This is a genomic window from Spirosoma areae (assembly GCF_054781775.1).
The window spans coordinates 1-23312 of record NZ_BAAGTT010000011.1 but is presented as its reverse complement, the minus strand read 5'-3'; the positions used below and the strand labels follow the sequence as shown (position 1 = coordinate 23312).

At 49.2% G+C, this 23312-nt stretch carries 17 protein-coding genes; 7 read left to right on the top strand and 10 right to left on the bottom strand.

The features are described from left to right. The first annotated feature begins 152 nt into the window (after positions 1 to 152). Positions 153 to 1991, top strand: a complete 1839-nt coding sequence (gene glmS, locus ACYVI1_RS05300; protein WP_460907521.1) for a glutamine--fructose-6-phosphate transaminase (isomerizing) — start codon at positions 153 to 155, stop codon at positions 1989 to 1991. A gap of 221 nt (positions 1992 to 2212) precedes the next feature. On the opposite strand, the gene ACYVI1_RS05295 is transcribed toward glmS, so the two are convergent. The 8 genes from ACYVI1_RS05295 to ACYVI1_RS05260 form a co-directional block, all read right to left on the bottom strand. After that, positions 2213 to 2746, bottom strand: a complete 534-nt coding sequence (locus ACYVI1_RS05295) for a hypothetical protein (RefSeq protein ID WP_460907519.1) — start codon at positions 2744 to 2746, stop codon at positions 2213 to 2215. Between the two features lie 213 nt (positions 2747 to 2959). After that, positions 2960 to 3553 carry an O-methyltransferase gene (locus tag ACYVI1_RS05290; RefSeq protein ID WP_460907517.1) on the bottom strand — a complete coding sequence of 198 codons (594 nt, stop codon included), beginning with the start codon at positions 3551 to 3553 and terminating at the stop codon, positions 2960 to 2962. 267 nt (positions 3554 to 3820) lie between these two features. After that, positions 3821 to 5791 carry a glycoside hydrolase family 65 protein gene (locus tag ACYVI1_RS05285; RefSeq protein WP_460907515.1) on the bottom strand — a complete coding sequence of 657 codons (1971 nt, stop codon included), beginning with the start codon at positions 5789 to 5791 and terminating at the stop codon, positions 3821 to 3823. A 132-nt stretch (positions 5792 to 5923) separates the two neighbouring features. Then, a complete protein-coding gene (locus ACYVI1_RS05280; RefSeq protein WP_460907512.1) occupies positions 5924 to 7033 on the bottom strand; it encodes an ABC transporter ATP-binding protein in 1110 nt (369 codons plus the stop codon). A 101-nt stretch (positions 7034 to 7134) separates the two neighbouring features. Further along, the gene (locus ACYVI1_RS05275) at positions 7135 to 7962 is read right to left on the bottom strand and encodes a carbohydrate ABC transporter permease (protein ID WP_460907510.1); all 828 of its coding nucleotides are present in this window, start codon (positions 7960 to 7962) and stop codon (positions 7135 to 7137) included. Positions 7963 to 8066: 104 nt separating this feature from the next. Beyond that, a complete protein-coding gene (locus tag ACYVI1_RS05270; protein ID WP_460907508.1) occupies positions 8067 to 8936 on the bottom strand; it encodes a carbohydrate ABC transporter permease in 870 nt (289 codons plus the stop codon). Between the two features lie 10 nt (positions 8937 to 8946). Then, positions 8947 to 10185, bottom strand: coding sequence for an ABC transporter substrate-binding protein (locus ACYVI1_RS05265; protein WP_460907506.1), 1239 nt, complete (start codon positions 10183 to 10185; stop codon positions 8947 to 8949). A 190-nt stretch (positions 10186 to 10375) separates the two neighbouring features. Further along, positions 10376 to 12589 (bottom strand): penicillin acylase family protein, encoded by a 2214-nt coding sequence (locus ACYVI1_RS05260; RefSeq protein ID WP_460907504.1) that lies wholly within the window; start codon positions 12587 to 12589, stop codon positions 10376 to 10378. A gap of 428 nt (positions 12590 to 13017) precedes the next feature. On the opposite strand from ACYVI1_RS05260, the gene ACYVI1_RS05255 reads away from it, so the two are divergent. Both ACYVI1_RS05255 and ACYVI1_RS05250 read left to right on the top strand, forming a co-directional pair. Further along, positions 13018 to 13713, top strand: a complete 696-nt coding sequence (locus ACYVI1_RS05255; protein WP_460907502.1) for a hypothetical protein — start codon at positions 13018 to 13020, stop codon at positions 13711 to 13713. Positions 13714 to 13814: 101 nt separating this feature from the next. Next, positions 13815 to 14021 (top strand): hypothetical protein, encoded by a 207-nt coding sequence (locus tag ACYVI1_RS05250; protein WP_460907501.1) that lies wholly within the window; start codon positions 13815 to 13817, stop codon positions 14019 to 14021. Between the two features lie 114 nt (positions 14022 to 14135). On the opposite strand, the gene ACYVI1_RS05245 is transcribed toward ACYVI1_RS05250, so the two are convergent. Further along, positions 14136 to 15224, bottom strand: coding sequence for an alginate O-acetyltransferase AlgX-related protein (locus ACYVI1_RS05245; protein WP_460907499.1), 1089 nt, complete (start codon positions 15222 to 15224; stop codon positions 14136 to 14138). 512 nt (positions 15225 to 15736) lie between these two features. Between ACYVI1_RS05245 and ACYVI1_RS05240 the strand changes: the two genes are divergently transcribed. From ACYVI1_RS05240 to ACYVI1_RS05225, 4 genes are all read left to right on the top strand, one after another. After that, on the top strand, positions 15737 to 18322 hold the full coding sequence (locus ACYVI1_RS05240; protein WP_460907628.1) for a TonB-dependent receptor: 2586 nt from the start codon (positions 15737 to 15739) through the stop codon (positions 18320 to 18322). A gap of 209 nt (positions 18323 to 18531) precedes the next feature. Then, complete coding sequence (locus tag ACYVI1_RS05235; protein WP_460907497.1) at positions 18532 to 21399, top strand: TonB-dependent receptor; 2868 nt, start codon at positions 18532 to 18534, stop codon at positions 21397 to 21399. A 2-nt stretch (positions 21400 to 21401) separates the two neighbouring features. Further along, positions 21402 to 21773, top strand: a complete 372-nt coding sequence (locus ACYVI1_RS05230) for a hypothetical protein (RefSeq protein ID WP_460907495.1) — start codon at positions 21402 to 21404, stop codon at positions 21771 to 21773. Between the two features lie 30 nt (positions 21774 to 21803). After that, positions 21804 to 22130, top strand: a complete 327-nt coding sequence (locus ACYVI1_RS05225) for an AbrB/MazE/SpoVT family DNA-binding domain-containing protein (RefSeq protein ID WP_460907493.1) — start codon at positions 21804 to 21806, stop codon at positions 22128 to 22130. On the opposite strand, the gene ACYVI1_RS05220 is transcribed toward ACYVI1_RS05225, so the two are convergent. Then, the gene (locus tag ACYVI1_RS05220; protein ID WP_460907491.1) at positions 22082 to 23116 is read right to left on the bottom strand and encodes a restriction endonuclease; all 1035 of its coding nucleotides are present in this window, start codon (positions 23114 to 23116) and stop codon (positions 22082 to 22084) included. The two genes, ACYVI1_RS05225 and ACYVI1_RS05220, sit on opposite strands and share 49 nt — an antisense overlap. Between the last annotated feature and the right edge of the window lie 196 nt (positions 23117 to 23312).

The following is a 23312-nucleotide window of genomic DNA, read 5'->3' as shown; positions in this document are numbered from 1 at the left end:
CAATTGATACGTTCGGGTCATTGACTAAATGAGAAACTCCTGAACAAAAAGCCGGACGTTCCGGCTTTTTGCGTTTACTTTACTTTTAGAATTGGTCTGTATGACGAATCGGTCCGCCGAACGTCTGTACAGCACACCTAATAACAGAACTTATGTGCGGAATTGTGGCGTATGTAGGGCACCGCGAAGCGTGTCCATTGGTAATAAAAGGGCTGAAACGGCTCGAATACCGGGGCTATGACAGCGCTGGTGTAGCCCTGATGAATGGACAGGGCCTGAAAGTCTACAAGAAAAAAGGCAAGGTTGCCGCGCTGGAGCATGAACTGGAGGGCAAAGAAACACACGCTACCATTGGTATGGGGCATACACGCTGGGCTACGCACGGCGAACCCAACGATGTAAATGCTCATCCACATTACTCGTTTCATCGTAAACTGGCCATCGTCCACAACGGCATCATTGAGAACTATGCAGCCATTAAGCAGGCATTGCTCAAGAAAGGCCACACCTTTACCAGCCAAACCGATACGGAAGTTCTGGGGCAGTTTATCGAGGACATTTGGGAGAATAATGGCGGCACACTCGAAGAAGCCGTCCGGCTGGCCTTGCAGGAGGTTGTAGGTGCCTACGCCATCGTCATTATGAACGAAGCCGAACCAACGCAGCTCATTGCCGCCCGCAAAGGCTCACCGTTGGTCATTGGCGTTGGCGAAAACGAGTTTTTCCTGGCATCGGACGCTACGCCCATTGTGGAGTACACCAAAGATGTAATCTACCTGAACGACTACGAAGTTGCGGTTATTAAGGACGGGAAATTGAAAGTCGTTACGCTCGACAACGCGACGACCACGCCCTACGTCCATAAAATTGAACTGGAACTGGAAGCCATCGAGAAAGGCGGCTTCGACCACTTCATGCTCAAGGAAATTTTTGAGCAGCCCCGTTCCATCGCCGACTCCATGCGGGGCCGGGTTCAGGCCGATGCCGGAACGCTGCAACTCGGTGGTTTACGCGATTATTTAGATAAACTGGCCAAGTCGAAGCGGATTGTCATTGTCGGTTGCGGCACATCGTGGCACGCGGGCTTAGTGGCCGAATACATTTTTGAGGAACTGGCCCGCATTCCGGTCGAGGTTGAGTATGCGTCGGAGTTTCGGTATCGGAACCCGATTATCAAAGAAGGTGATATTGTGATTGCCATCTCGCAATCAGGCGAAACGGCTGATACACTGGCGGCTATCGAACTGGCGAAATCCAAAGGTGCAACGATTTTTGGCGTTTGCAATGTGGTGGGTTCGTCCATTGCGCGGGCCACTCACGCGGGTGCTTATACCCACGCCGGACCCGAAATTGGCGTAGCCAGTACAAAAGCATTTACAGCGCAGGTCACCGTACTGACGTTGATTGCGCTGGCCGCAGCGAAGCGCAAAGGCACCATTTCGGACTCGTTGTTCCGGCAGTTGCTGGCCGAATTGGAGAGCATCCCGGCGAAGGTGGAGAAGGTGCTACAAGCCGCCGATAAGATTAAGGAAATTGCCTACATTTTCACCTACGCCCGTAATTTTATTTATTTAGGGCGGGGCCTGAATTTCCCGGTGGCGCTGGAGGGAGCCTTGAAATTAAAGGAAATCAGCTACATCCACGCCGAAGGTTACCCAGCCGCTGAAATGAAGCACGGTCCCATTGCCCTCATCGACGAGGACATGCCGGTAGTGGTGATTGCTACCAAAGATTCCTCCTACGAAAAAGTAGTCTCGAATATTCAGGAGGTGAAAGCCCGCAAAGGCCGGGTCATCGCCATCACAACTGAGGGTGACACAGATTTACCGGGTATGGTCGACTTCACCATCGAAATCCCGAAAGTTCATGAGGTACTGATGCCGTTAGTATCCGTCGTGCCGCTCCAGCTCCTGGCCTACGACATCGCTGTGATGCGGGGCCGCAACGTCGACCAGCCGAGGAACCTGGCCAAGTCGGTAACGGTGGAGTAGTACTAAGCATAAATAGCCAAAGCGCGATGAGAGGTACCTTCATCGCGCTTTGGCTATTCTTAGACATTTCCCTGCCCAATGCCCGAAAGGGTTGATGGCCCAGCGAGCTACTTCAAAAAACGAATGTACCCGCTGCCTTTATATCCTTGATACATTGGGTTGCAAACTTTCCTTCGGGGCGAGCAACCTGTCTCTGGAAAGCTGGCCCGCGCGGAGCGAAATTAAAGTAAGCTATAAAGAGCAATGCCTATCAAGAATGGACTAAACCAAACCAGCAGACTCAGACCAGCCCACAAATAATAACTTCGGTTCTCTATTTCAGCTTCTGTCCGGCGAAGTCGGCTTCTTAGCTGGTCTATCGTTAGGGAGTACATTTCTTGCTTTGACAAACCGCTTGTAAAGGCACTTTTCATGCTCAGGCCAGCTTGAAATGCCTGATAGCTGTGTTTGGGATAGAGCATCACACCGACGGCCATTCCCCAAAGTGTCAACCACCACGCAAAGTATATGCTACCCCATCCGCCAGTAGCTACCTCCCAACTGGTGACCGAGCTTTCTCCTTTCCAAGTCGTATCGTAGCCTGTCACCAAGTGGTTAATGTCGTGCAAATAGATGTTTTTTCGTCTTGATTCTAAGTTGGGTAGGGGCAGGGCAATGGAGCCAAACTTAATCATGTCCCACTTATTATTGATGCCTCCTTCTTCGCCGTATCCGTACTGTTCGTAGAAATTGTTTAAAGCGTGTTCAACGTTCATGTATTCAAGTTTAGCATTTTACATAACCCATTTGGGCAGTTGCCCTGTTGCAGACGGCCCGCCGATCCACTCAAAACCGGCCTGTCGGGGCATTCAGTGTGTCAGCGGGAACCCCCCATAGGGAACCCGCTTGAGGAATGTCGGACCTGACTAACTTAGGCGGTCGCACTGTAGCCCAAGACCTGAACTTGTAAAACAGGTGTTAGACACCTATTACTTGATTCTAACAAGCATTATCAAGCCGGATGCCCATTCCATTTTTACCAGCTTAAATCTACTATCCTTTTCGAGAGTGTCGATTAAATCTTTCACTTTCAAATCGTGACCTTCCGGCCAATTTGGCTGTGGCAGCATATCATCAATTAGGTAAAAACCACCTACATTAACTAATCGTAGAGCTTCCTGCAAGTGGTTATACTTGCCCGGCCAAGTGTCGGCAAACACTAAATCAAATGAGTCTGACTCTAACCGCTCTAAAACTGTTTCGCCGACTTCCTGAATTAGTTCCAATCTACTATCGCCACCGAGCGCGCTTTGAGCAATTTGTACCAAATCCGCATCAGATTCTACCGATGTAAGTTTGGAGTCTTTATCCATGCCTTGTAAAATCCAGGCCGCTGCTCTTCCTGCACCAGTACCTAATTCCAAAAAGTTTCCATTAGGTTTACTGGCGACCAAGACCTGGAGAAAGGCTCCTGATAAATCGTCAGAAGGTTGTTTGAAATCAGCAAGGTTCGACTGCCTGTCAATTTGTTCAATAATGGATGGCTTGTCCTTAATCTCTTTATCACTCCAAATTTCAATCATTCCCATCTGGTTTTAAAATCACCCAACTCCATTTAGTCCGCCTGTTGGGAGTGCCCCCTGTCGCTGGGACGCTGCCCTGTAAGACAAAGCTGCCTAACTGGGGCATTCATTCTGTCACCAGAATGTTGGTATACAAGCAATTACTTGGATGATTCACCCAACCTTTTAAAAATCGCAAAGTCACTTACTCACATTACCTTGAAGCCTTCAGCAAAATGAACAGCCATTGAGACAGAGGCTTTTTGGTTAATTTGTCGAGTGTGCATTTCACGGCTCCATCACAACGCCCTTAAGTGTCAACCCTTTCCAGTGTTTAGGCAACGTTACCTGGCGCTGTATCAGCCCCTCGTCGGTAATGTCCAAACCGCCGAATCCGGCCAGAATAACCTGAAGCATTCCTCCGGCGCCGGTGGCAAAATAGGGGTTGGTACCGCCCGCACACTCGGCCAGTACACCAAAAGGGGCCGCTTCGTTGTCGCGGTAACTTTTTAACAGCCACTCGTAGGCGCGTTCGGTTTCGCCTAAGCGGGCATACAACACGCCAAAAACCGATGGCCCCATTGCCGGACCCTCAGGCGACAGTCGTGGAGCGTAGTAATCGAGGTCGCGCCGAATGGCCGTTTCGTCGGTGACAATCGTGAGCGGATACGCCAGCAAATTGGCATCGGCCTGTTTGATGATGACACCGTCGTAGGTAGCGTTTTCGCGCGTAGTACCATCGGGGAAGGTCAGGATATGAATCCGGTCGGCTACGTGCTGCCAATCGGTATCGGGTTCGAGACCAAGTTCACGGGCCGCCTGAACGGCAAACTGCAGCACGGTTTTCGCCATGCCGTTGGTAAAGGCGTTGTTATCAATGTTTTCTTCCCACTCATTGGCGCCAATCACGTTGTTGATGTCGTAGCGGTCGGGGTGGTTGCGCTCCACGCGGCTGCACCAGAATTCGGCCACTTCCCGCAGCAATGGAAACCCGCGCCCGGCTAACCATGCTGCGTCTTTCGTGACCTGATAATATTTCCAGAACGCCCAGCCAATGCAACCCGTGACGTGGTGCTGAAACGGCCCCGTCAAGGCCCAGACGGGCGTTTGCTCGGAGCCATCGGTGGCCGATTCCCACGGAAACATAACGCCTTTGTACCCATGCGAACGGGCATTCTGGCGGGCGGCCTCCATGCGCTCAAACCGGTAGTCGAGCAGCGGTTTTGCCAGTTCAGGGCGGAGCATTAGCAGGGCCGGGTACATCCAGAGTTCGGTATCCCAGAAAACGTGACCATTGTAGCCCAGCCCCGACAAACCCATTGGCGACAGGCTGTAGCTCGTTCCTTCGCGCACAAACGAGTAGAGGTGATAAATTGCCGACCGAACGGCCCGCTGCATGGCTTCGTCGCCTTCGATTTCAATATCGCGCTCCCAGAGCCTCTCCCATGCCTGCCTGTGGCGGCTAAGCAGTCGCTCACGGCCTTCGAGTTTGGCAAATACCGTCAGGCGTTCAGCTTCGTTATGGGCATCAGCAACATGGGCCGATGAGATGACCGACCCCACCACCGCGAACGAATAAGTTTCGCCTTTTTTGAGGTGTTTGTAGAACTTCGCCAGGTGCAGGTTATAATCCCAGTCTTCATGAATAAGAAGGGGTTCCTGCCCGTGCGGTTCATTAAAAATGAAGCTGTTAGAAGCCGCGATGGTGTATTTCCCCGATGGACTTTTGGCCACCGATGTGAGCAGTGGCAGCGTAACGTGGGGACGGTCGATGTGGCTGTAAAAACTTCTGACGTCCTGCACGTGAACGGGCGCTTCAATGACCGACGCAGGCACTACTGTGACATCGGCCAGGGCTTCGAGTTCCAGTTCGACCATCGCCGTGAAGGGTAAATGCCGCAACGATACCAGGCTATGCCGAACGCGGAGTTTATTAGCTACCTCAAACGTCGTAACGAGCGTAGCGGTTTTCATGTCGAGCGTTTGGGCGTAGTTGCTTATGTTTTGCCCAGTCACCCGCTGCCCGTCGACATCAAGCCACAAGTTGAGGTGATTAAAAACTTTCAAAATATTTTCAACCCGCCCGCGCTGGTAGTGGTCATATACGCCGTTGAGAATAACATCCTGTACCTGCATGGGCTGCACCGACGAAACCAGCCCTACCATACCGTTGGCAACGGTAATGCCGAAATAATTGGCTGGATTAATGTTTGTTGCGGCAAGTTGCCAGGCAGAATCAGTAACGGATTGTTGTGTCATAAATAGAATAAAAGCCAGAAACAGGGCGCAAAAATAGAGAAGAGGTTTATAGTTTCAAGTTCCATGTTCTATCTGGGACGCTGGGATAGCTACAGGTCGGCCGGATGGACCATGAAACGTGAAACAGGGAACTCATAACCCCAGCCGCTGCTCGGTTTGGGGATCAAAGAAATAAAGCCGGTCGCTGTCAAAACCAACTTCAACTACCTCGCCGGGCTGGTAGCGAATGTCCGATGAAACCCGCATACAGCAGGTTTGACCACCGAGGGTGAAATAAACAAACGTCTCGCTGCCAATGGGTTCGGTAACGTCGATGGTAATGCGTTGGGGTTCGGTCAGGGTTTTACCGCTGGGGAAACGATGGTCGTAGATGCTTTCGGGCCGAAAGCCCAAAATAACCGCCTTGCCTGCGTGACTTTTCAGCGTATCGGCCTGCACGGCTGGCACCTGAAAGTCAAGTTCCTGATTGGCAAATCGCACTGCCCCCTCCTGACTCACCAGTTTCCCCGTGCTGAAGTTCATGGACGGGCTGCCGATGAAACCGGCCACAAACAGGTTGGCAGGATGATGATATAGATTCATGGGCGAGTCGGCCTGCTGGATTATGCCCGCTTTCATGACCACAATTTTATCACCCATCGTCATGGCCTCCACCTGATCGTGGGTCACGTAAACCATTGTAGCGTTGAGCCGCCGGTGCAGGCGTTTGATTTCGACACGCATCTGCACCCGCAGTTTGGCATCGAGGTTGGAGAGGGGTTCATCAAACAAAAACACTTTCGGTTCGCGCACAATGGCCCGGCCAATGGCCACCCGCTGCCGCTGCCCACCCGACATGGCCTTTGGCTTGCGTTCGAGCAGTTCATTCATGCCCAGAATATCGGCGGCAGCGCGCACCCGTTTGTCAATTTCGTCTTTCGGGAACTTGCGGAGTTTCAGGCCGAAGGCCATGTTTTCGTAGACGCTCATGTGCGGGTAGAGTGCGTAATTCTGAAACACCATCGCAATATCGCGGTCTTTGGGCGAAAGGTCGTTCATGCGGTTGCCGTCGATGAACAAATCGCCCCCAGAGATGTCTTCCAGCCCGGCAATCATGCGGAGCAGGGTCGATTTGCCACAGCCCGAAGGTCCCACCAGCACCACAAACGACTGGTCTTCAATGGTCAGGTTCGCATCGGGAATAGTGGCTTTTGTCGCACCGGGGTATTGCTTAACGAGGTTACGTATTTCTACAGTTGCCATAGAGATTGGGTTGGTAGTTGGTAGTTGGTGGTTGGCTGGCGCCGGTCCGCCGGTGCGGTCAGTCGTTCTTGCGTCAGCCAACTACCAACCACAAATTAATTTTACTCCTTTCCGCCCGAAGCTGCAATGCCCTGGACAAAGTAGCGCTGGAAGACTAAGAAAATGCAGAGTGTGGGTAAGGTAATGAGCAGTGTGCCAGCCATAAGTAGCGGCCAGTCGCTCTGGAACTGGTTTTTGAGGAAGCCAACGCCCACGGGCAGGGTAAATTTATTGCTGGTGATGGACAGAATAACCGGCCACAAGAACTCATTCCAGCTCCCCTGAAAGGTATAAATGGCCACAGCCGCCAGCGCGGGGGTGCTGACAGGCAGAAAAATCTGCCAGAAAATTCGGAAGTACGAACAGCCGTCAATCAGGGCCGCTTCTTCGAGGTCTTTGGGGATCGTCTCAAAAAACTGCTTCATCAGAAAGATGTTCGTGATGGTCACTAAGTTGGGGATAATCAGGCCCGTATAGGTATTCACCAATCGCAGTTCGTTCATAAAAATGAACTTCGGAACCAGCAGAATAATGCTCGGCACAGTGAGCGAGGAAATAAGCAGTCCAAACAAAAATTTGCGACCCGGAAACACCAGCCGGGCAAACACAAACCCAGCTAATGCCGAGAAAAACACGTTGGTAATCGTTTGTACGAGGGTAATAAATACGCTGTTCAGCAGCCACTGCTTGAAGGGCAAATCAACCCACACGCTGGCGTAGTTCTGCAACGTCCAGTTAGGCGGCTGAAGCAGTTTGACCGGGTCGCCGAAGACGTCTTTTGACTCCGAAATCGAGATAAAAAACTGGTAGATAAACGGCCCGATATACACCGTTGTCATCAGAATCAGCACGGCGTAAAAAACGAGTTTCTGGAGTTGTAAGCGTTGCATAGCAAAGAGTTCTTAACACAGAGGAACGGAGAGATACACAGGGAGGATAGAGATCTTCTTTGTGTTCTCTGTGTATTCCTCCTTTCCTCTGTGTTGAATTTTTTTTAATCGACTTCGGGTTTGAAATACCTGTTCTGTATCTGATTGGCCGAGAAAATCAGGACCGCCAGCACAATAGCCGCAGCAGCCGCGTAGCCGAGTTTGAAATATTTAAACCCGTTGACATACACGTAGTAGCTCATGGTGGTGGTGCTGTTGACCGGCCCGCCCGCGCTCATGATAAAAATCTGGTCGAACACCTGAAAACACCCAATCAGGCCCAGCACCAGCACGAAATACGTAACGGGCCGCACCATGGGTACGGTAATTTTCCAGAACTGCTGCCAGGTCGACGCGCCATCAATGCGGGCGGCTTCGTAGAGCGAGTCGGGAATGGATTGCAGACCAGCCAGAAACGACACCATAAAATAGCCCGACGTGGTCCAGATGTTGTTGGCCATAATGGTCAGCATGGCCGTTCGGGGGTTGGTGAGCCAATCGTTATCAAAGCCAGATAACTGATTAACAAGACCCTGCTTGGAAAAAAGCGCGATAAACAGCGTCGACGTTACCACCGACGAGGTGATGGCGGGCACGTAAAACGCCACCCGAAAAAAGGTGCGTCCTTTAATTTTCTGGTTCATCACAAACGCCAGAAACAAGGCCAGAAACGTTTGAATTGGCACCACGCCAATTGTGTAGAAAATCGTATTCCGGGCCGACTTCCAGAACAGCGAGTCGCTGAAGAGTTTGGTGTAATTGCCAAGCCCGATAAAGTCACGCTGATTGGTGACTAAATTCCAGTCGAAAAAGCTGATGAAAAAGGAATAGGCAATTGGGAGAAACACGAAAATAGTGATGAGCATCAACGGAAAGCCCAGAAACAACCAGGCAATGGTTGTGATTTCGCGTTGGCGAGTTGCGGGTTGCGACATAAAATTTGAGCTATTGAAGGACCACGTTCTGAATCTGCCGGTTCAGTTCTTCCATGGCTTGCCGGGGTGTTTTGTTATCGAAATAAATCATTTGCAGGGCCACGCCTGCTTCTTCGTTCCAGCGTTCGGGCAGGGAGGTCTGGAAAGTCCGGGCAAACTCGGCACTTTGCAGAAAAACGCGCTTCACCGGGTCGTTGTAAAGCCCCATTGCCTCGGCCACACTCCGGCGGGGAGGCAGAGCCAGTCCCTGTTTGGTCATGCTTGTCAGGCCTTCAGTACTCGTCAGGTAGTCAATCATTTGCCAGCCTTCTTTTTTGTGGCTCGATTCTTTGGGCATCACGTAGGCATTGGTGAAAACAACCGTCGCCTTTTTCTTTCCGGCGGGCAGTTCGGCTACGGCCCAGTCAATGTCTTTATAATTGGCCTGTAGTTCAGGAATGAGCCAGCCCGCCGAAATCACCATCGCGCATTTTTTGTTACCAAAACACTCACCATTCCACTTGGCGCTCAGTTCACTCGGAATAGACGCGACGCCTTTTTTGTACAACCCCACATAGTACTCCATGGCCTCTAAAAAGGGCTTATCCAAAATGCCCAGCGAACCGTCGGGTTTCTGAAAATCGCCCCCGTTCTGGTACACGAAAGGCATAACCATCTCAATAACAGGTTCCAGCACCAGTCCATACTGATCGGGCTTCCCATCGCCATTGGTGTCTTTGGTCATTTTGCGGGCAAACGCTTCGAGTTCGGCCCAGTTTTGGGGAGGGCGTGTCAGACCCGCTTCCCGAAACATGGCTTTGTTGTAAAACAACACATACGGATTGAAATCTTTCGGCACCCCAAAGAGTGTATCACCTCGCTGAAACGATTTGAGCAGGGCCGGATAAAAGTCGTCGAGCCGGAAGCTGGCATCACTCGTGAAGCGGTTCAGGGGTTCCAGCACGTTGAACCGGATGTACGACGGAGCCGTTTCGCCCTTGAGGTAAAATACATCAGGGGCCGTGTGCGTACCGAGCATCAACTGGATTTTCTCGGTGTAATTGCCGGGGATTGGTTCGTACTTAACATCAACAGATGGATTTTTTCGGCCGAAATCCGACAAAATACCGGAAACCAATTTCTCTTCGATGGGACTTGCCGACCAGCCTGATAAGCGGGTTTGTTTACTGTCGGCAGGCTGGCATCCAGCAAAAGCGAGCAGCAGGCAGGAAAAGCTGCCGAACAGCAATCTTGAGTTTATAAAAGGCATAGGTAAGTAAACTTTGGCAGGGCACTTGACTACAATACTAACAAATTAAAGCCAATTAAATCCTAAATACATTCTATTTGCGATGGGTAACAGGAACATGGAGATGTAGACTAAACAGATTTAATCCGTGCTAATCTGTTCAGTCTGCGTTCCCGTTAAGTAAAATTTGTTTTGCGAATTCGAATGGCTGTTACTCGCCCGGATGATATGTCCTCTCAACGTGCTGGCGGACATCTTCGGGATAGAACCAAACATCCTTAAACTTCCCTTCGCAGTATAGAGCAGCTTGGTCAGTAAAGTGACGGTCTCCAGGTTTGCTGCTTTGCCCGCCCGTCATGACCGACTTCGCGCTTACCCGCTTGCCAAACTCGACCACCGCCACGAAACTATTCCCGACACTGCCGTATCGTTTTTTGGTACCGGGGTAGGTTTTGGCTGCAAAAGCGGCTAATGAACCCCAGGCCGACGACGTAAACCCAACGGGTAGGCTTGGCTTCTGGTCGTCGAAAGTTTCGGCAATCTTACCCGTTAGTCGTTGGTAGCGGTTAATGTCGCCCCAGGGCGTTTTCCAGGTGCCGAAGTCGCGCGTTAGGCCATTCAGGGTCTCTTTCAGCGCAGTAACTTTTTCCTGAGCAGATGTCTGGTTAATAACGAAGGCCGTGAAGCCGAAGAAATCAAATTGTTGACCGTCGGGAACGCGGCTGCGGGCCAATCGCTGAATTTTTTCGCCCCAGAAAACCGCCAGCGTTGTGCCAACGGAAGTCGTTCCGTAGCCTTTGTTCCAGTCCTTCAGGACCTGAATGGCTTCCAATGCCTCCTTATCCTTATTGGCTGAGTCGCCGGAAACAGCCTCCCAAGCCGTTAGCAAGGCTGGCAGTAACTCATCGAAAGCCGCCAGATGTGGGTCGTTGGCTGCGGCAATCAGCGTGTCGAGCGTGAATATGGATTTCTGACTCAACACGCGAACGGCGTTGATGCCCCTGTAATTTTCGGCATCGGGAGCCATATAAGCCGGGAACTTGATCCGCTCAGGGCTGCTGCTACCCGACACCGTGAACGGCGTGGCATTGCAGTTCTGAATCCAGCCACTGGCTGGGTTACGCACCTGCACAAGTTCATCGGCTGTATGCAATCCTTTCCAGTCCGTTTCGGGATTACTGCCATCCACGGGTTGGCCCCAGTCGAATTTAGGGTCTCGCTTCGGCATGAAATTGCCATGCCAGTAGGCGATGTTACCATCCCGGTCGGCAAAAACGGTATTGTTGGATGCATTCCCGTTGAGTTTCATGACATCTTTGAAACTCACATACCCGGTTGCCTTCGTGCGTAAGTACGACTGCGAGAGTGCGTTCAGGGGCGTGTTCATCATGCTAATGGAAATCCACTTGCCATCTTTTTCGCCTGCAATGGGGCCATGCTGGGTAAAATACATCGTGAATTCTTTGTACTGAACTCCATTACCGGATTTATACGGCAATCGTACTTTCTGCGCCCGAACGGGTTTAAGTGCATTACCGTATTTGTAGAAAAACGCATCGCCTTTTTTCTCAATCGTTTCCAGATACTCATCCATCGAATCGGCATAGCTGGACGTGTGCATCCAGCCGCAGTTTTCGTTAAATCCCTGATAAACAAAGAACTGCCCCCACGTAACGGCCCCATAAGCATTTAGCCCGGTTTGGCTGACCAGATGAACCTCCGACCGGAAATAAAATGACGTGTGGGGGTTAATCAGCAACAGCGCATTTTTGGTAGCGCTTTTAGCGGGTGCAATGGCAAACCCATTTGAGCCAATGGATTCGCGCTCGTACCGTTCAGCGTCGTTAATCCAGGAAGTAGGTTTACGCTGCCCATAAAATGCGTTGATTCGGTCGGTAGAGACAACACTGATATTACCGCCAATGCTGCCTTCGCTGAACATCAACGGCATCCAGGGCCGAAACCGCTTCAGCAGCCGGGGTTTAACGTTCGGGTGCGTATGGAGGTAGTAGTTGGTGCCGTCGGCAAAGGCGTCCAGCAGTTTTTTCATCCAGATGGGACTTTTTTTGTAGATGGCAACGGCCTGAGTCGTGTCCATAAACAGCCGCGCCCGCAAATCGTGGTACAATTCTGACTCTCCTTCGACTTCGGCCAACCGACCAGTGGCATCAATATAATTCGTCTCAACGCGGTCAAAGTCATCCTCGCACTGAGTAAATAATAGTCCGAAAACGACATCGGCGTCCGTTTTGCCGTAGATGTGCGGAACGCCCCACGTATCGCGGGTGATGGTCACCTGCCTGGCCTGCTGCTGCCAGCGGGCAATGTCAACTTTAGTAAAGGGTTGGGCTTGAATAGAACGGGAACAGGAGAAAGTAAACAGGATGACAAGCAAGCGAATGAGTTGGAGTCGAGAATAAGTCATTGATGAAAAATATAGGTAGAAATAGATTGATTATAGGGTAAAAATAGCCTTTCCTGACTGCCATTTAGCTATGCATCCTTTTTTTTCACCCGCCAGGCAATCCTTTTGCCAAACCCGGCACTTCGGTCAGTGAAACTGCTGCATTTAGCCTGACTTAATTTTGTCGAAGCAACTTGTTGAACAGTGCTCATTAGCTAATGCCTTCGCCCGGAAACGGCTGTTTATAGGCTACTCTTATCGTTCACGAAAAGGGCTTTTTAAGCATGTATATCCAGGTCGGAGGCTGGTAATTGGGTTCAGATTATGTTTGCGTTACGCCTTTGTAATCAGCCATTTGTTGTGTATATTTACTCCCCCAATTTTCCAGCAAACAACTGTATTAATGAGCCAGATTTCGGGCCTAAACCGAGGTTGGCAACTCAATCCGCATGAAAAAGCGCAACGCAAGTCCGAACCAACTTCAGATTGATTTTCTGGCGGCTTTCCGCCAAATGCTCGTTAGTCTGGGCAGCTCCGAAAACCTGCCCGTCAATGAAAGTTTATTTATGCGTATGACCGACCAGTGGGAGAATACGCGTGCTATTCCGGCTGACCTGCTGTTTACGAAAAGCCCGGTCGAGGCCGTTGTTTTCCGATTGCAGAAAATCGACCGCGAGGGCGAAACCGAACAGCTAAAATTTCCTGCCGAACTGGTGGCGGGCGAAATTCGGGGCGAAAAGGGATTAACTGGTTTCTCGGCTACCTTTCGGGAGCAGGGCTGGATTATTCTACCCGCCGAATTGTCGGCTATGTACAAAAATCTATTCCTGAGCATTCTTGCCGCTTCCATTGGTCTGGAGCACCTCTATTCATCGCGGAAGGAACTGCTGGCCGAAGCCGAGCGCGTAGCTCTGGCAGCCATGCTGCCCGAAGCCGAAGTACGTAAGTTTTTTGGTCTGCGCCTGTCCCGTTTTCCGGATAGTTTTCGGAGTGAGGTGGCCAACTACTATAACCTTCCATTCGATTACGTACTGAAACGGGCCAATCACCTCGGCATGGTGTCGGAGCAGGTAATTGAAGAGGCTACGTCGCAGCCATTACGTTCGCCCATTCTTCGACGTCCCCAGAGCAGCCGGGCGGCCTAAGCAGACCGGGTTAAATAAGTAGCTGCTGCTACACTGGGGTTTAAAAAACTTTATTCATAATCAGCCGGTTAGATACAGGTCAGTGTTTAACCGGCTTTTTTATGGGCTTGTTTTGGCGAATTTTGGTGGGTCTTTTACTCCTCCTTGGGCTGGTACTAATTACTATGCATAGTGGGGCCGGAAAAGACCGGGAAACCGAAGAGCAGGATTCAATGGGTAACGCTACTTATAGTGGTCCCTGTCCGCCCATAGGCCGTCATGCCTATCTATTTCGGGTATATGCCCTTGATCAGATGCTTGACTTCTGACAACTTCCTGACAAGCACGATATCCTGACTGCAATGCAGGATCACATTCTGGGATATGGCGAATTAACTGGCTATTTTCAGTAACTACGCGGTGGCAGACCCAGCCCGTACCAGTCATTTATGCGGGCGGGCTTTTGCCTTGATATCAGGCTGTTTGGGAATGAACTTTACCAGCGAATCGGCCAGCAACTGTGCAGCAAACTCATTGCCCGCGATATTCCAGTGCGAATCGGAAGGTTTGTAGAGCCGCTTAGCCGACGATGCCGTTTGAAAAGCCTCCAGCATATCAATGTATGGAATTCCGTTGGCGCGCAGCCGCTGCGTGAGCAGCCGCGTAGGGGTAAGCACATCGTAGGGTAGCCGTCCGACGGTTGGATAATAAGCCGATACTACTTCCTGTTGGAGCGTACTATCCACCTGTAGTTCGTCGGGAATAATGGTTACCATAAATTTAGCCCCATGTGCGGTGCAATAATCGCGGGTACGCAGCAGTGTTGCTATTGTTTGCTCAAAAAAGCCAGTTTTCTGCCCCGGCAGTGGCCCCTTATCGGGCATATGGTACTTCCAGGAATCCATCCGTTCTTTTTCAATTTTAAGGTAATCCTCGCGCCGAAATGTGTGCGCACTATCTGCGTAGGCTTCATGACCCGCAAAATCTTTAACCTTCCAGGCTACCGTACCAATATAATTCAGGGCCGTTAGCATGAAGGAGTGCCGAAACCAGGGCTTTTTGATTACGTCGAAGTCGTTGCCAATGAAAAAAGAGACCAGAACCAAATCGGGTTTTAAATGAGCCCCTTCATTGGTCAGAATACTGTAGTAATCAGTAGGGTTCGTTTGGGAGATGCCCATGTTGAATAAGCAAATGTTGCCTATCCGATTGTTCAGCTTGTTCTCTAATTTAGTAAGGTAAGTATACTGGTGCGGCACAATACCAAAAGCGAATGAATCGCCTAACCCAATAATGCGGTAATCGCTCGGTTTAGCCGTGAACTCAGTATCATTAAAGCCCCCCGAATTAAGTCGGAATCCATACAGTTCAACATGGGGTTTTCCACGATATCGGTTGTAGGAACTGTCATAGAAAATGTGCGAATGGACAAAGTAGTTATAAATTCGAAGACCAATTTCACCAAGAAGAAATGTACTAATGAGTAATAAACTGACGAAAATGAGATTGTAAAGCAGTAGTTTAAGTTTCATGTTAAGGTAATATTGATTCGAGGACCAGCGTGCATAAAGAGAAATAGGGAGTTATTAAACCAGCCAGACATAAGCTGTATAGGGCTGGCTTTATTCTATTATGTCACCTAACCATTTAGCATGACAAAACTATGAAGAAACGTATCGCCTGCCTAATTAACTTACGTTAGTTATTTAAAGGTAGATATTGCCATTATCAATATAAGTATGATGTATTTAGGAGGCTGGATAATTAGATTATGTATAGATAACATTCCCAATTATGGCAGGTTTATTGGCTTAGGCCAAGAAGGAGTAGCTTTTAACCAAGAATATCAATAGACTAAGCTGATTTTTATAGTTTTTATTTGGTAGTACCGAAAAGATGTCGCTGTTTTGCAATCCCTATTAATTCAATAGACTATAAGTACTTATAGTCTATCTAACACCGGGAGAATAGGGAGAATTTAAAGACAACTACACCATAAGCAGACTTTGTGGTGCATTAATCACAACTACCATCAAACATAATGATGACCAGGACGAGTACTATAAGACACATTTTGACATCAATTTTTTTAATAGGAGTAATCTTCATACCCCTGCTGTTAGCCGCTCAAAACACGCCTGTTATCAATTCGACAGTATCTGGATTAGTCGTTGACGCACGCACCAATAACAAATTGATTGGTGCAACGGTAGTCATCAAAGGAACGACCAATGGCGCTCCTACCAACGTAAATGGGCAGTTTACCCTCATCACGGGCCAAAAGCTACCCTTTGTTGTTCGTGTATCCTACGTGGGCTATCAAACAACAGAAGTTGTGTTAAGCGATGACAACGTAGAAATCAAACTCGAAGAAAGTTCAAATCAGTTATCCGATGTCGTGATTACCTCCCGTCGCCGTCAGGAGTCGGCACAGGATGTTCCGATTCCGATCTCGGTGGTGAGTGGCGTCCGGGCCGAAGATGCCGGTGCATTCAACGTGAACCGGTTGAAAGAACTGGTTCCTTCGGTGCAGCTCTACTCGTCAAATGCCCGGAATACAACGCTTAATATTCGTGGATTAGGTTCGACGTTTGGGCTGACCAACGACGGGATAGACCCTGGCGTAGGTTTCTACGTGGACGGGGTGTACTACGCCCGTCCGGCCGCTACCTCACTCGACTTCCTCGACGTAGAGCAGGTTGAGGTGCTTCGTGGGCCTCAGGGAACGCTTTTCGGCAAGAATACAACGGCTGGCGCTTTTAACATTACGACACGTGCGCCCAGTTTTCAGACAGGAGGCACATTTGAGACAAGCTTTGGAAACTTAGGCTATATTCAGGCTAAGGCTTCCTTAACCGGCCCGTTGAGCAAAAAGCTGGCTGCCCGAGTTTCGTTTTCCGGTACGCAACGAGACGGCACTGTTTACAATCAAACAACCCTGAAACCTACTAATACCCTGAATAACTTAGGGTTTCGGGCACAAGTGCTGTATAAGCCGACAGACAAAGTCAATATTACCATAGCGGGCGATAATACCCGCCAACGGCCGGATGGCTACGCGACAGTGGTGGCTGGGGTAGTACCTACTAAGCGTGCTGCTTACCGACAGTTCAATGCTATCATTGCCGACCTCAATTATACGTTACCGAGTACAAATCCGTTCGACCGCGTGACGGATGCAGATTCACCCTGGCGTTCAAATAATGACTTTGGAGGCATTTCAATCAATGTTGACGCCAAATTAGGCAAAGGGACACTGACGTCAACCACGGCCTGGCGTTATTGGATTTGGGACCCGTCGAACGACAGAGACTTTATCGGCCTCCCGGTATTGACCAAATCGCAGGGTAATTCGCGTCATGCCCAATGGACGCAGGAGATTCGGTATGCAGGAAATTTTTCGTCCCGTCTTAGCGGTGTTATGGGTGTCTTCGTAATCGATCAGGACCTCAAATCGGATCCTGTTCAAACGGAAGAATCGGGCGCGGCTCAGTGGCGGTTTTCGCAAAGTTCAACGAGTGCCTTGTGGAAAACGCCGGGCCTTTTTGATGGCTTTGGCACCAAAACAACGTCGAGACTCAAGACATTAGGTGCAGCAGTGTTTGGCCAATTAGACTGGGCAATTACCAGCAAACTGCACGTACTGCCGGGCCTCCGGTTTAATTACGACAAGAAAGACGTTGACTATAAGCGGGAGACGTATGGCGGCCTGCAAACCACCGACCCGGCCCTGATTGCGCTCAAGAATGGCGTGTATAGCAATCAGGCGTTCACGTTTGGCGTCGAAGAAAACAATTTCTCGGGTCAATTAACGCTTGCCTACAAAGCCAGTAAGCAATTGAATGCGTATGCAACCTATGCGAACAGCTACAAGCCGGTTGGGGTCAACCTGGGGGGGCTGCCGACGGCTAATGGCGCAACCCTGATTGATTTAGCGAAAGTAAAGCCGGAATACGTAACCCACTATGAAATTGGTGTAAAAACCCGCCCAACGCCGGGTTCTGTCTTTAACGTTACGGCCTACAACACCGACATTGAGGACTACCAGACGCAGGTTCAGACCGCTGAAGTGGGCGTAAACAGAGGGTATCTCGCTAATGCGGAAAAGGTGCGGGTAACCGGCGTTGAGCTTGACGGAAACATCAGAGTTGGGAATCTGTTCGCGTTGAACGGAGCTATTTCTTACACCGACGGCAAATACGTTTCCTTCAGGAACGCACCCGTACCCCTCGAAGAAACCGGCGGAGAATCAGCGTTTAAGGACATTTCGGGGGGCAACTTGCCCGGTATCTCTAAATGGGCAGGCTCTTTTGGTGGCGAGGTTTCTGGTTCTGGTAAATTACTCAATCAGGATGGACGGTTTTTCCTGGCAGTCGATACGTATTATCGCTCCTCGTTCTCGTCGAGTGCGTCACCCTCGGCCTATCTGAATATCGACGGGTATGCCTTGCTGAACGCCAGAGTTGGCTTTCGTGCTTCCAATGGCATATCTATCCTGCTATGGTCTCGTAATTTAACGAATAAAAACTACTTCGAGCAGCTCTTACCGGCGGCTGGCAATGCCGGCCACTACGCAGCCGTACTCGGCGATCCCAGGACCTATGGCACAACGTTGCGATACACGTTCTGATCTTCTGAATTAGGGCTGCCTCTATGCCATCAAAATCGGTCGGCTCATCGAAGTTCCCAAGCCACGGCAGTTGGTAGCATAGTCTAATCTGTCTGTTATCGTTTCCTGGAAGCTGTTTGCGTTAATTAGCCTATAACGTAAACAGCTTCTGTATTTTTACAATATTTGTATTTGTTTTTATACCGTAATGCCCTCTTACTAACTTAACTATGAGACACTTCTTCTTATCAATCTTGTTCCTGCTAACCAGCGTCGTTATCGCTCAGGCGCAAACAACGCTGGCCGGTAGTATCACCGACGAAAAAGACCAGCCGCTGGCCGGTGTAACCATTCTTGTGCGCGGTACCAACACAGGCACCATCTCTCAGGCCGACGGAAAGTTTTCGCTGGCGACCAACGAATCACTACCGCTCACCGTCAGTGTTTCGTTTATTGGCTACAAGCGGCAGGACGTAGTTGTGCGAGGCAATAACTTTCGGAATATTACCGTCAAACTAACTGAAGAAGCCATCCTGACCGATGAGGTGGTCGTATCGGCGAGCCGCGTGCCGGAAGACATTCGGAAAGCCGCCGTGACGGTCGAAAAGCTTGGGGCAAGGCAATTTCAGCAGTCGCCCGCAGCCAGCCCATTTGATGCGCTTCAGAATGTAAAAGGCGTCGACATGCTGACCCAGAGTTTAACCTTCAAGTCGGTTAACCTGCGTGGTTTCGGAGCCAATAACAACAACCGATTTCTGCAACTAACCGACGGCATGGATAACCGTTCGCCGGGTTTGGGTTTTGGTTTTGGAAACGTTGCCGGTATTTCGGATTTAGATGTGGAAAGCATCGAACTGATTCCGGGCGCGTCGTCGGCTCTCTACGGCCCCGATGCGTTGCAGGGTCTGATGCTAACGACGAGCAAAAATCCATTTCACTATCAGGGCCTTAGCGCCCAGGTGAAAGTGGGCGTCAATAATGTTGGAAAGCCGGACTTCGGACCCAAAGGCTATACGGATTTAGCCATTCGATATGCCAAACAACTCGGCACACGCTTTGCTTTTAAAGCCAGTTTTCAGCACCTCAGCGGTACCGACTTCATTGCCGACGACTACAGTGACCGCCTGACCCGCGCCCGCGCCAATTTCTTCGCTACCGACGCCAATCGGGGCGGTATTGCCACCGGGATTGGCTACGTACCGAATAATGACTCGAACACAAATTTTCAGTATGATGGGGTAAACATTTACGGCGACGACATCAACGCCGGTGGCGCATTCGCCTACCCAAAAGATTACATCAACCCGCTCTTACAGAATAAGTTAGTCTCGCGCACGGGATATTCCGAAGTCGATGTATTGGGTACGAACGGTAAGGTATTTAACAACCGGGCGAACGTGTCGCTGCATTATAAACTGCCAGGCAACATTGAGGCCTCGCTGGGTTGGTATTACGGAAATGGCAACTTTATCCGCACGGCTGGTTTCCGCGAGTATTTCCCGAATTACCAACGTCACCAGATTAAGGCGGAGTTGCGGGGTGATAATTTCTTTCTACGGGCTTATACCACTCAGCAAACTGCCGAAGCCTGGAATATTGGCCAAACCGCAGCGGCTATCAACAACGCCTGGAAATCGCTCAATCAATGGGCGGCTGAGTTTGGGCAGTCCTACATCGAGAATAAAGTCAGCATCGGTCAAGCCCGGGGCGAAGCCGACCGGGGCCGTTATCTGCCAGGATCAGCTCAATTCAACAGCGTGCGGGATGCTTACGCAAACACCTACAATACCGATTTTATTCCTGGGTCAACGACCGCAAAAGGCACGCGTTTCCGCGACAATTCAGCAATGTGGCATTACGAGGGCATGTATAACCTGACCAAACGGCTAAGTAATGCAGCGGAGGTAATTGTTGGTGGGAGCATCCGGCACTACGCGTTGAATACCGGCGGCACCGCCATCACCCTGAAAAGCGATGGTTCTGAGTACACCATCAATGAATATGGCACTTACATTCAGGCAGCTAAGGAACTGCGCGTAGGAACACTCGTAACGGTGAAGCCGACGGTGGCCATTCGTTATGACAAGAACCAGTATTTTAAAGGTGGTTTTACCCCCCGTGCGTCGGCAGTGGTGAGCGTTGGGCAGCATAATTTCCGGGGATCGTGGCAAAGTGCCTTCCGCAATCCGTCGCCGGGGCAATTGTTTGCGGTTCCGGCGGCTGGCAAAGGGGGCGACGTGGGCGGCTCGCAACTGGCAGCCGAGTCGGCGGGTCTGTTCACGAATCCCGCTTATTTAGACAGCGACGTGAAAGATTTCACCGCTACACCGGCCCGGCTGACCGAAGCCCAACTCCGAAGTCGTGTTTATAACCCGGCCAACTTCACGACCGAGAAAATCAAAACCTGGGAGATTGGTTATAAAACCCTGCTCCAGAACAAGCTATATGTTGACGCGTTTTATTTCCACAGTAAATACACCGATTTTATTGCGGCTCAGAGTTTCTACCAGCCCAACAACGGCCAGATTGCCGACTTTGCCACCAATGCGTACCGGACACTACAGATTAACTTTAATAATTTTAACGAGATTTTTGTAAATGGCTGGGGGGTAGGGGCTGAATATGGTTTAGGACGAGGCTTCACCATTAGCGGTAATTACGCGCATCAGGTGGGCACCGTTACCCTCCGCGATGCCCAGGGCAATGTGATTAAAGACAACGCCGGGGTTGAGATCATCAAGCGGAAAATGAGTAACCCCGAAGTCTCCCAGAAAGGCCGCAATTTCTTTATCTCCCCCGAAAATCGGTATAATCTCACACTCAGCAACCCACGCCTGACCGACCGGCTCGGCGCTACCCTCACCTATCGCTGGACTGACCAGATGTGGGTGGAGCAGGGCACTACAGCGGGCGACGTCTGGCTGCCATCCTGGACGAGTTTAGATGCTCAGGTATCCTACAAAGTCCCAACCTTCAAATCGGTTGTTAAGCTCGGCGGCACGAACATCCTGAACCAGTATTACGCACAAGGCTACGGTCTGGCGCGCATCGGCGGCTTGTATTACGTGAGCATCACCTTTGATGAATTATTCCGGTAAAGATGAAAACACTCATCTACCTCTGTGGCATTCATTCAGTGGGCTTTGCTGTATTTCATGTATTCTTCTGGCGCTTATTCCGCTGGGAAAGTCAACTAAAAAAGCTCTCATTGACGAACAGAGCGATCATGCAAATTCTCAACATCAGGCTGATTTACATTTCCCTGCTTGTCGCCTTCCTTTGCTTCCGTTTCCCGGTCGAACTAACGACAACTGCGTTGGGCAAAACTTTCCTGGCCGGAATGTGTTTATTCTGGCTTGGCCGAACTATTGAGCAATTCATTTTTTTGCGTATAAACCACCCAACGGTTCATATAGTAACTGCCTTGTTTATTATCGGGACAGTTCTCTTCGCTTTACCGCTGTTTTTGTAAGCTATAATTGTTATACCTAAAAACAAGAGTATGAAGATACCAATCAGACGTATAGGCAATTCGCAGGGTGTTCTTCTGCCCCGACTTTTACTTCAGCAGGTTGGTATTGAAAATGAAGTTGATATGCAGGTAGTAGATGATGCCATTTTTCTTCGCCCTATAAAATCCAATCCACGCGCTGACTGGGATAAACTGTTCCAAAAAGCCATTGAGATGGTCATAAACCAGAAAACGACCTGTTTGGTGGTATTTCCAATGATTTTGACCAAACCGAATAGCAGTGGTAAAACTATCTTACGATTTACAAATTATAATGACTTTAAGTCTAAATCGATCAAACTGATCTCATTCAAATGAGAATCGATACTTTGCTGGAAACTTTTAACATTTTGTTCTGCTACAAACCATTGCTCTGATAAGTCATTCAGCAATTGTCCTTTCATAATTACTTCATATACAATATCTTCAAGTTGTTCTTTATCCGCTTGTATATTTAATAACAGGCTCGAAATTTTTTCATATTTGGTTTTATTAAATGGTACATTTTCTTTAGCGGAAAATTTATGACACATCTGCCCAAGAGAATCACGATCTATTAGAGTAATATTAGCTGACTTAGCTAAAGAAGCTGCTTCCTTCGTAAAATACGAGTTAGTAATAACGATTCCTTCTTGGCATCCGTAATAATGCATTGCGCCTAATACTTCTTGTACAGCAGAATTACCTATTTTATTCTTCCATCTTTTAACTTGTACGGCAATTTTTAAATTACCTTTCTTTATGACCAAGTCTCCACCTTGATCAGCCCCTCTTGATTGATGGTTTATGGTATAGCCTAGTTTCGCATATAGTCTTGCAATAAAATTTTCAAACATTTTACCATCATAATTATCAATTGCCTGAAATTCAGCTTCTATCGAATGGTAGTAATTCCATTTATAAATAGTTGATGCTTCTCCCCATATCTTATCCATTTCCATTTTAAATGAATTTACTTTTCTTATGGCTTCATTTCTCTCCATATACATGGCATTTAACTCCTGTTTCAATATTCTTCTTTCCTCTAAAAGTATTTTTTTATTTTCTGCTTTTTCCCTTCTATTTTCTTCCGCTATTTCCTTTGCCAACTTATCTTGATAAATTATGTTCTTTTGTTCTTTCGTCAGAAATAGACTCTTAATTCTCTGCCAATTAACAGAAATACATATTAGAATAAATAGTGATAAGAAAAATAATATAGGATGAGAGTCGATTATGAAAATTAATAACACCACTACTATTGAGAATCCAATTATCCATAGCAACAAGCCGCAACCATCAATATCATTATTTCTACTTCCCATATTTTTGAGGCTTTAAGTAAGTAGAACTTATCTACAAAATCAATGAATGATAATGCAGAAAGTTAGAATGAATCAGGGGTAGTGGTAAGATAGCCGCTGATGACTTATCTTAGCCCGATGATAAGCGAAGTTAAACAATACACCTGCTCCCGCTGTGGTAGTGTCAATTTACGCAAAAACGGGCACTCGGCCGAAG